General features: G+C 64.7%; 13 protein-coding genes and 1 pseudogene. 6 read left to right on the top strand and 8 right to left on the bottom strand.

Annotation, left to right across the window (positions count from 1 at the left end):
• Nucleotides 1-46: 46 nt before the first annotated feature.
• The 8 genes and pseudogenes from NA637_RS14555 to rutR all read right to left on the bottom strand — a co-directional run bounded on the left by NA637_RS14555 (nt 47) and on the right by rutR (nt 7,938).
• Nucleotides 47-973 carry an ABC transporter permease gene (locus NA637_RS14555; protein WP_256073132.1) on the bottom strand — a complete coding sequence of 309 codons (927 nt, stop codon included), beginning with the start codon at nt 971-973 and terminating at the stop codon, nt 47-49.
• A complete protein-coding gene (locus tag NA637_RS14550) occupies nt 973-2,109 on the bottom strand; it encodes an ABC transporter permease (protein WP_256073131.1) in 1,137 nt (378 codons plus the stop codon). The genes NA637_RS14555 and NA637_RS14550 overlap by 1 nt, the downstream gene beginning before the upstream one ends.
• 186 nt (nt 2,110-2,295) lie before the next feature.
• On the bottom strand, nt 2,296-3,912 hold the full coding sequence (locus tag NA637_RS14545) for an ABC transporter ATP-binding protein (RefSeq protein ID WP_256073130.1): 1,617 nt from the start codon (nt 3,910-3,912) through the stop codon (nt 2,296-2,298).
• Entirely contained in the window at nt 3,909-5,012 is a 1,104-nt protein-coding gene (locus NA637_RS14540; protein ID WP_256073129.1) for a BMP family ABC transporter substrate-binding protein, read from the bottom strand. The genes NA637_RS14545 and NA637_RS14540 overlap by 4 nt, the downstream gene beginning before the upstream one ends.
• Before the next feature lie 25 nt (nt 5,013-5,037).
• Entirely contained in the window at nt 5,038-5,424 is a 387-nt protein-coding gene (locus NA637_RS14535; protein WP_256073128.1) for a VOC family protein, read from the bottom strand.
• Nucleotides 5,421-6,431: an isopenicillin N synthase family dioxygenase gene (locus NA637_RS14530; protein WP_256073127.1), complete on the bottom strand. Its 1,011-nt coding sequence runs from the start codon at nt 6,429-6,431 to the stop codon at nt 5,421-5,423. Before NA637_RS14530 ends, NA637_RS14535 begins: the two co-directional genes overlap by 4 nt.
• Nucleotides 6,432-6,957: 526 nt before the next feature.
• Nucleotides 6,958-7,194: pseudogene (locus NA637_RS14525) on the bottom strand (isochorismatase family protein); the annotation flags it as partial.
• 33 nt (nt 7,195-7,227) lie between these two features.
• On the bottom strand, nt 7,228-7,938 hold the full coding sequence (rutR, locus tag NA637_RS14520; protein WP_423836733.1) for an HTH-type transcriptional regulator RutR: 711 nt from the start codon (nt 7,936-7,938) through the stop codon (nt 7,228-7,230).
• A 294-nt stretch (nt 7,939-8,232) separates the two neighbouring features.
• Here rutR and rutA point away from each other — a divergent pair, with 294 nt between their 5' ends.
• From rutA to rutF, 6 genes are all read left to right on the top strand, one after another.
• Nucleotides 8,233-9,321: a pyrimidine utilization protein A gene (gene rutA, locus NA637_RS14515; protein WP_256073126.1), complete on the top strand. Its 1,089-nt coding sequence runs from the start codon at nt 8,233-8,235 to the stop codon at nt 9,319-9,321.
• Nucleotides 9,321-10,067: a pyrimidine utilization protein B gene (rutB, locus tag NA637_RS14510; RefSeq protein WP_256073125.1), complete on the top strand. Its 747-nt coding sequence runs from the start codon at nt 9,321-9,323 to the stop codon at nt 10,065-10,067. Before rutA ends, rutB begins: the two co-directional genes overlap by 1 nt.
• Nucleotides 10,068-10,128: 61 nt before the next feature.
• Nucleotides 10,129-10,512: a pyrimidine utilization protein C gene (gene rutC / locus NA637_RS14505; RefSeq protein ID WP_256073124.1), complete on the top strand. Its 384-nt coding sequence runs from the start codon at nt 10,129-10,131 to the stop codon at nt 10,510-10,512.
• Between the two features lie 107 nt (nt 10,513-10,619).
• Nucleotides 10,620-11,417 carry a pyrimidine utilization protein D gene (gene rutD, locus NA637_RS14500; RefSeq protein WP_256073123.1) on the top strand — a complete coding sequence of 266 codons (798 nt, stop codon included), beginning with the start codon at nt 10,620-10,622 and terminating at the stop codon, nt 11,415-11,417.
• A gap of 13 nt (nt 11,418-11,430) precedes the next feature.
• Nucleotides 11,431-12,021: a malonic semialdehyde reductase gene (locus tag NA637_RS14495; protein ID WP_256073122.1), complete on the top strand. Its 591-nt coding sequence runs from the start codon at nt 11,431-11,433 to the stop codon at nt 12,019-12,021.
• Nucleotides 12,022-12,033: 12 nt separating this feature from the next.
• Nucleotides 12,034-12,561: an NADH-dependent FMN reductase RutF gene (gene rutF / locus NA637_RS14490; protein ID WP_256073121.1), complete on the top strand. Its 528-nt coding sequence runs from the start codon at nt 12,034-12,036 to the stop codon at nt 12,559-12,561.
• Nucleotides 12,562-12,658: the final 97 nt, after the last annotated feature.

The following is a 12,658-nucleotide window of genomic DNA, read 5'->3' as shown; positions in this document are numbered from 1 at the left end:
GTAGCGCCGTGCGCGCGAAGCGTCGGCCCTGGCACTCCCGGTGTGCTCAGCGCCGCTCCTCCCGAATGAAGGGAATGCCCAGCGCCCCTGGCTGATTGCCCGTCACGTTCTTGCCACTGGCGACCCAGATCATCACGGCCAGCGTCACCGCATAGGGCGTCATCAGCACGAAGTACTGCGGCAGGCGCACGCCGGCGGCGGCCAGTTGCGGGATCAGCGCTTCGATGCAACCGAACAGCAGCGCACCGGCCAGGGCCTTCCACGGCGACCAGCGCGCGAAGATCACCAGCGCCACGGCGATCCAGCCGCGCCCGCCGGTCATGTCGGCGATCCACAGCTTGGTGCTGAGCACCGAGATATAGCCGCCCGCCAGGCCGATCAGCGCGGAGCCGGCGAGAATCGCCGCCAGCCGATAGCCGAGCACGGAAATCCCTGCCGCATCCGCCGCCTGCGGATTCTCCCCGACGGCGCGCATCCGCAGGCCTGTGGTGGTCCGCGTGAGAAAGGCGACCACGGCGAGCACGATCAGCGGCGTCATGAACACCAGCGGGTTCTGCACGAAGAGCTTGCCCAGCAGCGGCAGCTCCGACAGTGGCCAGAGCTCGATCGCGCCCAGGCCCTTGACCGGCTTGTTGGTCCAGTCCAGCAGCGTGCCGAGCAGGCCGGTCAAGCCCTGGCAGAAGAACACCAGCGCCAGCCCTGCGATCACCTGGTTGATGCGCAGCACCAGCACCATCAGCGCGAACAGCAGCGACACCACCGCCGCCGCGCCCATGGCCAGCAACAGCGAGATCCCCGGCATGCCATAGGCCAGCTGTGCGCCGATCCCAGCCAGCGCGCCGACCAGCATCAGGCCTTCGGCCCCCAGCGCCAGCACCGCGGCACGTTCGGTGAGGATCAGCCCCAGCGCCGCGAGGGCGAAGGGCACGGCGAAGTCCGGCGTATTGCCGAGCCAGTTGGCGATCATGTCCATCAGCTTTCGCCTCCCTGAACGCGGCGGATGCGGTGGCGGATAAAGAAATCCGACGAGGCGACGCAGATCACCAGGATCGCCTGAATCAGCTGCACCATGGAAAAGGGGATCTGGTAGAACACCTGCAGGCTGCGCCCGGCGACGAAGAGCATCGCCATCAGCAACGCCACCACCAGCGCCGCCACCGGATTGTTACGCGCGAGAAAGGCGATGAGGATGCCGGAGAAGCCGTAGCCCTGGTAGAACGACTGCGTCAGCCGCCCCTCCTGCCCCGCCGTCACCAGAAAGCCGGCAATCCCGGCCATGGCGCCGGAAATCAGCACGGTGCCGATGATCATCTTCTGCACCGGCACGCCCACCGCGCCGGCCACCCGCGGGTTGGCATCGACGAAGCGCAGGTACAGCCCGGCGCGGGAAATGCCGAGGAACCACAACGCCAGCAGCGCGACGACCACGGCCAGCGGCACCGCCGCGCTGATGCCGTCGAACAGTTCGGGCAGGCGCTCGAACGGCTGGAACTGCGGCGAATAGGGGAACGAACTCTTCGGGTCCTTCCATCTGCCGTAGAGCAGGTGCAGCAGGAAATTGATCGCCAGGTAGTTGAGCATCAGCGTCGAGATGATCTCATTGACCTTCAGCCGCAGCTTGAGCAGCACCGGCGCCAGCGCCCAGAGCAAACCGCAGAAGATTGCCGCCGCCAGCATCAACGGCAGACGCAGCGCGGGCGGGCCGACCTGGAACAGCGAGATCGCCGTGGCACCGATGGCGCCCCAGATCATCTGGCCTTCCAGCCCGAGGTTCCAGAACTTGGCGCGGAAGGCCATGCAGCCGGCGAGGCCGACGAGGATCATCGGCGATGCCTGGAACAGCACGGCGGTGAGGCTCTGCGCATCGAACACCGTCATGATGACGAATTCGTTGAGCAACTCGCCGGCCGGTACGCCGGCGGCCACCAGAATCGCCGCGGAGATGCCCAGCCCCAGCAACAGGGCGAGGCCAATGATCAGCGCCTGCCAGTGCCAAGCCAGTTGCTGGCGGACCTCCAAGGCGTAACGCCGCGACAGCAGCGGCTGTTTCGGGCGCTTAGCCATCGGCGCGGCCTGCTCCAGCATCACGGGGCGTACCTGTTCATTCATGGCTCTCGCGTGGTTCGCATTGTTGAGCTACCTGTAGGGTTGAATTCATTCGACCGGTTCTCGGGCACCGTGCCCGGCGGGGCTACGGTGCATTGGGCGAACAAGTTCGCCCCTACCGTTCGGCTCATCCGCATCGTTGGGACACCTGTACGATCATCCGTATCGTCGATACCTGTAGGGTCGAATTCATTCGACCGGCTCTCTGACACCGAGCCCATCCACCGCTTCGCCATGAGCGGGCGCCTCTTGGTCCAGATCTCCATCAACCAGCTCCCCATGGCTGACCATCGCCTTGCCGATGGCCTGGCGATCCGCGGGGCGGTTGAATTCGGCGACGATGCGCCCGGCGTTCATCACGCCGATGCGATCGGCCAGAGCCAGCACTTCATCCAGGTCTTCGCTGATCACCAGCACCGCCGCGCCGGCATCGCGCGCGGCGCGAAGGCGGGCATGCACGGCGGCGGTGGCGCGCACGTCGAGCCCGCGGCTGGGGCTGTGCACCAGCACCAGTTGCGGGTCGCGGGAGAATTCCCGGGCGATGACCAGTTTCTGTGCATTGCCGCCGGAGAGCAGCGCGGCCTTCTGTTTCAGCGAGCGCACGCCCTGCACATCGAACCCGGCCACCGCCTCGGCGGCCTCGGCCTCCAGGCGCTTGCGTCGCAGCTTGAAGAATGAGCCGTAGCGCCCGCTGTGGATCTGCCCGACACCGAAGTTCTCGGCCACCGACAGCTCACCCGCCAACGCCGTGCCGTAGCGATCAGCCGGAATGGAAGCAATGCGCAACTCCCGGCGCTGTTCAGGGCTGGCCCGGCGCAGATCACCAAAACCGGACAATTCCAACGAGCCCTCGCAGCGCTCAGGCAGCCCCATCAGCACGTTCGCCAGTTCGCTCTGGCCGTTGCCGCCCACGCCGGCGATGCCGTAGATCTCGCCGGCGCGCAGGTTCAGCGTCACGCCATTGAGCGCGCCATGTCCGTCCGCGCCTGACGAACGCAATTCGCGCACCTGCAACCGCACCTCACCCGGCGTAGCCGGCTGGTATTCACTGGCCGGGGCCGATTCGCCCACGGTGAGGCGCACCAGCTCGGGCACCGAGACCGTTTGCGGATCGAGGGTCTGGAGGGTGCGCCCGCCGCGCATCACGGTGACCTGGTCGGCGAAGCGTTTCACGTCGCTCATCTTGTGGGTGACCAGGATCACCGCCGCGCCCTGGCGGGCAAAGGCGCGCACCGTTTCCAGCAGGCGCTCGGCTTCCTGATCGGTGAGCACCGCCGTCGGCTCGTCGAGGATCAATATCCGCGCACCGGCCAGCAGTACCTTGAGAATTTCCACCCGCTGCTGCTCGGCCACGGAAAGCGACTCGGTGACCTTGCGCGGATCGATGACAAAGCCCAGCTCAGCCGCCTTCTCGCTGATCTGCTGCTCCAACGCGGCCAGACGTTGGCGGTGGCTGCCCGAAAAGGCGTGATTACCGGGCCCCTCGGGCAGCGCCAGCTGGATGTTCTCGGCCACGCTGAACGGCTTCACCAGCTTGAAGTGCTGGTGAACCATGCCGATGTGGTAGCGGCTCGCATCCCGCGGACCGCTGAGCCGTACCGCATTGTCATTGATCAGCAGCGATCCGCTTTCCGGTGCGTAGAGGCCGGCGGCGATGTTCATCAGCGACGACTTGCCCGCGCCGTTCTCGCCGAGCAGCGCGTGCACCTCGCCCCACTTGGCGGTGAAGTCCGCCTGGGACAGGGCCATGAAGCCGTCGAACGACTTGTTGACCCCGGTCAGCTGGATCGCGTTGAGGGTGCTCATTGCTGGGTGACCACGCCCTTGACGAACCAGTCCATCTGCCACAGCTCAGGGTCCGGCATGACCTCACCGGCGGCGATGCGCTCGGTGCCGTCCCGGTCGAGCATCGGGCCGGCGTAGATCTTCTTCTCGCCTTTGACCAACTCTTCACGGGCGGCCATGATCTTCGCCTTGTGCGCTTCGGAAACCGCCGGGCCGCAGCAGGCCGCATCGGTGCCGCCTTCGGCCATGGACAGCAGCGCGCCGTTTTCCGGTGGCGTCCAGTTGCCGGCGCTGATCTTCTTCAGCTCGGGAGCGAGGAACTTGTCCCACACCCACACCGAGGAGCAGACGGTGGCGTCCGGGGCGAATTCGCGCATGTCACGATGGTGCCCGGTGCCGTGCACGCCGCGCTCCTGGGCGACGATCTGCGGGGTCGGGCTGTCGACGTGCTGGCCGAGCACATCGGCGCCGGCATCGATCAGCGCCATGGCGGCGGCGCGTTCCTTGACCGGATCGTTCCAGGCGCCGGTGTAGACCACGGTGACGGTGGCGTCCGGGTTGATCGCCTGGGCGCCGAGGGCGAATGCATTGATCGTCCAATTCACCTGCCCGAAGGGGTTGGCGGCGACGAAGCCGAGCTTGCCGGTCTTGGATGCCGCGCCCGCGGCCATGCCGCATAGGTACTGGCTTTCGTAGGTGCGGCCGTAGAAGGATTCGAGATTGGCGCTGTTGGTGGTGCCCGAGCCGTTGAGGAAGGCCACGTCAGGGTACTTGTCGGCCAGCTCCTTGAAGGTGTCCGAGTAGCCGAAGGCGGTGCCGATGATCACGTTGGCGCCGCGCTGGATCAGCCGATCCACCGCCGGGCGGATGGACGAGGCATTCTCCGGCACGCTTTCGACATACTGGATCTTGGTGTCCAGCTCGGTTTCGAGTTTCTGCCGCGCCTCGTCGAAGGCTTGGGTCCAGCCGCCGTCATTGCGCGGACTGATGTAGAGCATGGCGATCTTCGCCGGTTTATCGAGGGTCAGCCCCTGCCCTTCCTGCGCCGAGGCGGCGCCAACAGTCGCAGCCAGGCCGAGAGCCACCGCCGCACATAAGGTCCGTTTCATCTGATTGAGCATCTTGGGTCTTCCTGAGGTTGGCACGTCAAAGCATGTGGTTGATGCGAAACACGTTCTTTTCCGGATCCAGCAGCACGGCTTGATACCAGTGGTAATAGGTCTCGTAGGGCGCCTTGATCAGCGTCGCGCCCATCGCGCGGGCGATGGGCACCAGGCGATCGACCTCCTCTTTCGAATCGACATCGATGTTGAGCAGGAACTTGCAGCCGCGGGTGTCGGTGAACTCCTCCAGGTGCAGCAGCTCGTAGGCCTCCGGTGCGTTGAAGCCGATGCAGCTCTTGCCGGTATCCAGTCCGCGAAAGATCGGCGAGGCGATCTCCGGAATGTTCCGGAAGCCGAACAGCTCGCGGTAGAAGCCGCTCAGCGCTTCGATGTCGCGGGCGAAGACATTGACGTAGGAGAGTGTGTTCATGCGACCTCCAGGCCTTTGCCGAAAGTGGTCTGCTTGACGAACTTGGAGAGCAGGTTGTCGCCGGAGGTGACCGGGGGGTGGCGCGGCGGAGCGAAGTCGCTGCAGCATCCTGGCAGGCACTCGATCAGCGCGTCGTAGTTGGGCTGATGGAAGAACACCAGTGACTGGCGCCCGCTGTCGGCGGGGCTGTCCTGCGGCGGGTTGACCACCCGGTGCAGCGTGGAAATCCATTGATCGTTGGTCCACTGCATCATCAGGTCGCCGATGTTCACCGCGAAGCCGTTCTCGACATAGGGCACGTCCACCCATTCGCCTTGCCGATTGCGCGCCTGCAGGCCGCCCAAGGCGTTGTCCGGCTTGACGATGGTCAGGCTGCCGTAGTCGGTGTGGGCACCCGCGCGCATCTGGCCAGGCTCCACCGCACCCTTCACGTCCGGGTAGCTGAGGCTGCGGAACATGCTGATGTGTTTGTCGATCTTGTCATCGAAGAAGGTTTCCGGCAGTGCCAGCGCCAGGGCGAAAATCCGCATCAGCGATTGCGACAGCTCGCTCATGGCGGCGAAGTATTCGCGGTAGGCCTGCTCGAAACCGTCGATACCGCTAGGCCAGACATTCGGCGCGAAATGCGGGCCGGCGGCCGCGCAGCGGTAGTAGTCCTCATCCGGCACATCACTGGGGCCGATGGAAAAGGATTCCTTGAGATCACCCGGCGACGCCTCTTCCAGCGAGTACGACAGACTCTCCTCGGCGATGGCGCTGTAGCCGCGCACCATTTCCGGGCTGGGCCGGTCGACCTTGCGCTTTTCCGGCAACGGCAAGGCGAAGAACTGCCGCGTCAGCCGCGACACGCGCTCGATCAGTTCACTGGGGATCTGATGATTGGTGATGACCAGAAAGCCGATGTCGCGACAGGCCTGGTCCACGGCCCTGGCGACCTGGGCCTTGCCCTGCTCCGTGCCGGCGAAATAGGGGGCGAGGTCGATGATGGGCACATGCCGCAAAGTCATGTTGACGCACTCCTGTGGAAGGCGAAGCGGAAGGTCGTGGGGCTTTCGGGAGAAAGCGGCCTCTTGCGTGCGAGCCCATCGAGCGGCGTCTTCCGGCAGCCGGAGGGCTTGACAGGAGCGACTGAGCAGAATCTGTGCCACTCGACCAATCCTCCGCAAATCAAGAAGTTGCAATCAGCGCCGGAAAAAACCTGGATCAAATGATCCGAACCGGAGCACTTGGTTTGTGCGCACGGCACGAAAAGCGGGCGAGGCAGTGGCGTCTCCCTGCCCGCGTCCCCTTCCAGGAGCGAGCTCTGCTCGCGGAAAAAGGCCGCTGCGGGCTGCGCGATTCGTGCGACGGGCGCAGGCGCAGGCGCAGGCCGCGCCTACACTACAGGCGAGCCCCCTTCCTGCTCCGCTGTACAGGCAAGCCCTCACCCCGGCCCTCTCCTGGAGGAGAGGGGGATGGCGTGGAACTGCAGGCGTCGTTGCAAAATCGTCAGTTGATGGGTTGCACCCATCCTACGGCCCGTTGCTTCCGTTAGAGGTCGCGCATCCGGCCGGTATCGCGGCCATCGCCTCGCACCACATGGCGCAGGTAAATGACCGGCACCGCCGCGGCACGGGCGCACGCCAGCAGTGCAGCGATCGGCTGGATGATCGCGATTGTGGCCGGCACATAAAGCGCGCCAGTCGGTTCGCAAAACACCTTTTGCATGTCGACGACGATTACAGCGGTACGGCCGGGATTCAGCGGCCAGGAGATCAGCGGTTTGCTCATGGTTCGGGTTCCTTGACGGAGCCCGAGGCGCCGTCAGCGCGGCCGAACTCCGTTGAGTATCAATGACTGCAGGCTCTTGAGCGTTTCTTCGAAGAACGCCGGATCATCCAGGGTCTTGCCGGCCACGGCCTCGACCTGCACGCGGAAGTCGGCGTAGTGCTGTGTGGTCGCCCAGAGCGAGAAGATCAGGTGATGCGGCGCGATGGGCGCGAGCTTGCCGGCGTCGATCCAGGCCTGGATCACCGCGACCTTGTTCTCCACGAGGTCACGCAAAGGCTGTTCCAACTCGCTCAGCAACAGCGGCGCGCCTTGCATGATTTCCATGCAGAACAGGCGCGATTCGGCGGGATGGTCGCGGGAGAGCTCGAGTTTGACGCGCAGGTAATCGCTGATCGCTTCGATCGGATCCTGCTCGACCGAAAACGCCTGCAACGGCTGCAGCCAGACGTCGAGCAACTGGCGCAGGACGTTGACATAGAGCTCTTCCTTGCTGCCGAAGTAGTACAGCAGGTTGGTCTTGGAGACATCGGCCTGCGTCGCGACCTGATCGAGGCTGGTGCCGTGCAGACCGAAGCGGGAGAACAGCTCCAGAGCGGCTTGCAGAATCGCGGCGCGCTTGCTCTCGATCAGGCGGGTGCGGCGGTTGAGCGCGCTGGCGCTGGGCTCGCGCAAGGCGCCTTTGGCCTTGACGGTCTTGCTGGCGGTCAGGCGCCGGCGCGGGGGTGTTGGGGTCTGGTCTGTCACTGCGTTACCGGTCGGGGTCAAACGGGCAGCTACTGTAGCGCGGGGCGAGGGCACCACGCACGAACGACGTCGGCCGACCGTAGCGCTGCGCATTTTTTGCACATCAGGCATGCAGCGCGCACAAACCAGGTGCTCTGATTCGGACCAAATGGTCCATTCGTTTTGCTTAAAACAGCCCAAGCGATTGAAAATGAATGGGAAACCGTTTTTGGCCTGCATCCTGCTAAAGCATTCCTGACCCTGCCCGCCCTGTTCGGGCAGCGCTTTCAGCCACGGCTTACAGAGGTGCTACCCATGGATGTTGGTGTTTTCATTCCGATCGGCAACAACGGCTGGCTCATTTCCGAGAACGCGCCGCAGTACATGCCCTCCTTCGAACTGAACAAGGCCATCGTGCAGAAGGCCGAGGGCTATGGCTTCGACTTCGCGCTGTCGATGATCAAGCTCCGCGGCTTCGGCGGCAAGACCGAGTTCTGGGAGCACAACCTGGAATCCTTCACGCTGATGGCGGGCCTCGCCGCGGTGACCAGCAAGATCCAGCTGTTTGCCACCGCCGCCACGCTGACCCTGCCGCCGGCCATCGTCGCGCGCATGGCCTCGACCATCGATTCGATCTCCAACGGGCGCTTCGGCGTGAATCTGGTGACCGGCTGGCAGAAGCCCGAGTACAGCCAGATGGGCCTGTGGCCGGGCGACGAGTTTTTCGGCACCCGCTACCAGTACCTCGGCGAATACGCCCAGGTGCTGCGCGACCTCTGGGAAACCGGGCGCAGCGATTTCAAGGGCGAGCACTTCCAGATGGAGGACTGCCGTGTCAGCCCCAGGCCCCGGGCGGACATGAAGATCATCTGCGCCGGTTCCAGCGACGCTGGCATGGCCTTCTCGGCGAAGTACGCCGACTACAACTTCTGCTTCGGCAAGGGCGTGAACACCCCGACCGCCTTCGCCCCGGCCACCGAGCGATTGCTCAAGGCCACCGAGAAGACCGGCCGCAGCGTGACCTCCTGCGTGCTGTTCATGGTCATCGCCGACGAGACCGATGAAGCCGCCCGCGCCAAGTGGGAACACTACAAGGCCGGCGCGGATCAGGAAGCCATCGCCTGGCTGGGCGAACAGGGCGCGGCGGACAAGACCTCGGGCAACGACACCAACGTGCGGCAGATGGCCGACCCGACCTCGGCGGTGAATATCAACATGGGCACGCTGGTCGGCTCCTACGCCAATGTCGCGAAGATGCTCGACGAGATCGCCACGGTGCCCGGCATGCAGGGCGTGATGCTGACCTTCGATGACTTCATCGAGGGCATCGAGGCCTTCGGCCAGAAGATCCAGCCGCTGATGCAGAGCCGCCGCCATATCGAGCCGCTGAAGGAGAGCGCCTGATGAACGCGGTCGAATCCTTTTCCGGCTATGGCCTGGAGGCGCCTGGCGAGGCGCTGAAGTTGCCGGCGCGCCCCGAGCCGCTGGCGATGAAGGCGAGCGAAACCGCGCTGATCGTGGTGGATATGCAGAACGCCTATTCCACCAAGGGCGGCTACCTGGATCTGGCGGGCTTCGATGTGTCGAGCACCGGGCCGGTGATCGAGAAGATCCGCCAGGCGTTGGCCGCAGCCCGAGCAGCCGGCATCCAGGTGATCTTTCTGCAGAACGGCTGGGACCACCAGTACGTCGAGGCCGGCGGCCCGGGTTCGCCCAACTGGCACAAGTCCAACGCGCTGAAAACCATGCGCAAGCGCCCGGAGCTGGCCGGCACGCTGCTGGCCAAGGGCGGCTGGGACTACCAGCTGGTGGACCAACTCACGCCGCAGCCCGGCGACATCCTGGTGCCCAAACCTCGCTACAGCGGCTTCTTCAACTCGCACCTGGACAGCACCTTGCGTGCCCGCGGCATCCGCAACCTGGTGTTCACCGGCATCGCCACCAACGTGTGTGTGGAGTCGACCCTGCGTGACGGCTTCCACCTGGAGTATTTCGGCGTGGTGCTGGCCGACGCGACGCATCAGGCCGGCCCGGAATTCGCCCAGCAGGCCGCGCTGTACAACATCGAGACCTTCTTTGGCTGGGTCTCGAAGGTAGACGATTTCTGCAGCACCTTTTCGTCCGCCAAGGCCACTGCCGACGCGCTCTAGATCCGAACAACGCGCCGCCCCGCAGCGGCCGCACTCAATCGCCTTGCACGAGATCACCAACATGCCCAAGCAATCCATCATCCCCGCCGGCTCCGGCAAACCACTCGCCCCTTACGTCCCCGGCTCCATGGCCGACGGCGTGGTCTACGTCTCGGGTACCCTGCCCTTCGACAAGGACAACAACGTGGTCCATGTCGGCGATGCCGCCGCCCAGACCCGCCACGTGCTGGAAACCATCAAAGGCGTCGTCGAAGCCGCTGGCGGCAGCATGGACGACGTCACCTTCAACATGATCATGCTCACCGACTGGGCCAACTACGCGAAGGTCAACGAGGTGTACGCCGAATACTTCCCCGGCGAGAAGCCTGCGCGCTACTGCATTCAATGCGGGCTGGTGAAGCCGGATGCGCTGATCGAGATCGCCAGCATCGCCCACGTAGGATAATGACGCGCGCCCCGTAGGGGCGAGCTTGCGCGCGAACGCTTTTACCATGAGCGGATTCGCAAGCAAGCGCGCTTACGCAAGTGCCAACAGCTTTGCAGAGGTACGCTATGCATTACGAAATTCACGGGCGCCTGGACACCGACGCACCAACCCTGGTGCTCAGCTCCGGGCTCGGCGGCGCCGGTGCCTTCTGGACACCGCAACTGCCGCTCTTGTCCCAGGACTACCGCGTACTGGTCTATGACCAACTGGGGACGAACAAGAGTCAGGCGCATCTGCCTGACGACTACTCGATCGAGTCCATGGCTGTCGAGCTGCTGGAACTGCTCGATACGCTGGAAATCCGTCAGTGCCATTTCATCGGCCATGCCCTGGGCGGGCTGGTCGGGCTACAACTGGCCTTATTACGACCGCAACTGCTGCAGAGCCAGGTGCTGATCAACGCCTGGAGCAGCCCGAACCCGCACAGCGCGCGCTGCTTCGCCGTACGGCAGAACCTGCTGCGCGACAGCGGGCCGGGTGCTTATGTCCAGGCCCAATCCCTGTTTCTGTATCCGGCAGACTGGATCGCCGCCAACAGCGAAAAACTCGCCAGGGATGATGCCCACGCCCTGGCGCACTTTCCGCCGACGGCCAACCTGCTGCGCCGGATCCAGGCCTTGCTGGCCTTCGATATCGAGGCCGAACTGGCAAGCATCCAGACGCCGACATTGCTGATCGCCAACCGCGACGACATGCTGGTGCCCTGGAACCGCTCGCAGCACATGGCAAACGTACTGCCCAACGCGCGCCTGGAATTGCTGGAATACGGCGGCCACGCCTCCAGCGTCAGCGACAGCGAACCCTTCAACCGAGTCCTGCTGGACTATCTGGCCGAACGATGCGGCCAGGTCGCGGCAGCCTGAGGAATACCGAAACATGTCTACACCCATCGATTCTCAAGGTTTCGCCACGCTATTTAGCGAAGCCCGCACGCACAGCGCCTGGCTGGACAAGCCGGTGCCGGATGCCCTGCTCGAACAACTCTATGCGCAGGTCAGCCTCGGGCCGACCGCCGTCAACAGCTGCCCCGGCCGCTTCGTCTTCGTGCGCACGCCCGAGGGCAAGCAGAAGCTCGCGCCCTGCCTGTCCAAGGGCAACCTGGACAAGACCATGGCCGCGCCGGTGACGGTCATCGTCGCCTATGACGAAGACTTCCCCGAAACCTTGCCGGAGCTGTTCCCCTTCGCCGACGCGCGCAGCTGGTACGTGGGGCAACCGGCACTGATCACCGGGAACGCCCTGCGCAACAGCTCGCTGCAGGCCGGCTATCTGATCCTCGCCGCCCGTGCGCTGGGGCTGGATACCGGGCCGATGTCAGGCTTCGATGCCAAGACGCTGGACGAGGCTTTTTTCGCCGGCACGAGCTGGAAATCCAACCTCCTGATCAACCTCGGCTATGGCGACGCCAGCAAACTGCGCGACCGCCTGCCACGCCTGCCCTTCGACCGGGCATGCGTCCTCGCCTGATGGGAACCGACCATGCAACTGGCTCAACTCGACCTCGCACCCGATATGACCCCGCCGGTGCTCAAGCAGGATTACCGCGACGCCATGGCGCGCTTGGCGGCCGCGGTCAACCTGATCACCACCGACGGCCCCAGCGGCCGTGCCGGCTTCACCGCGACCGCCGTATGCAGCGTGACCGACGACCCGCCGACCCTGCTGGTCTGCCTCAACCGTAGTGCCTCAGCCCACCCGGCCGTTATCGGCAATGGCATCCTGTGCATCAACACGCTAGCGAGTGACCATCAGGCGCTGTCGAACCTGTTTGGCGGCAAGACGCCCATGGCGGAACGCTTCGCTGCGGCCAACTGGTCGACCTGGGCCACCGGAGCGCCGGTGCTCGAGGATGCCGTGGCTTCCTTCGATTGCCGTATCAGCCAAATCAGCAGTGTCGGCACCCACGACATCCTCTACTGCGAGGTGTTGGCGCTTCGGCGCCGCGCCAGTGCCGACGGGCTGGTGTACTTCGATCGTCGCTACCACGGGGTGAGCGCCGCGCTGTAGCCCCGCCAGCTTCTCGGCGATGGAGACGAGATCGCCTGTGCCGACATGCCAGGTCGAATCGGTTGCCTGAACGTCTTTGAGCGGTCTGCTCAGGCCA

The organism is Stutzerimonas stutzeri (assembly GCF_024448935.1).
Lineage (GTDB): Bacteria > Pseudomonadota > Gammaproteobacteria > Pseudomonadales > Pseudomonadaceae > Stutzerimonas > Stutzerimonas stutzeri_AO.
This window is presented reverse-complemented; position numbering and strand designations above follow the sequence as displayed.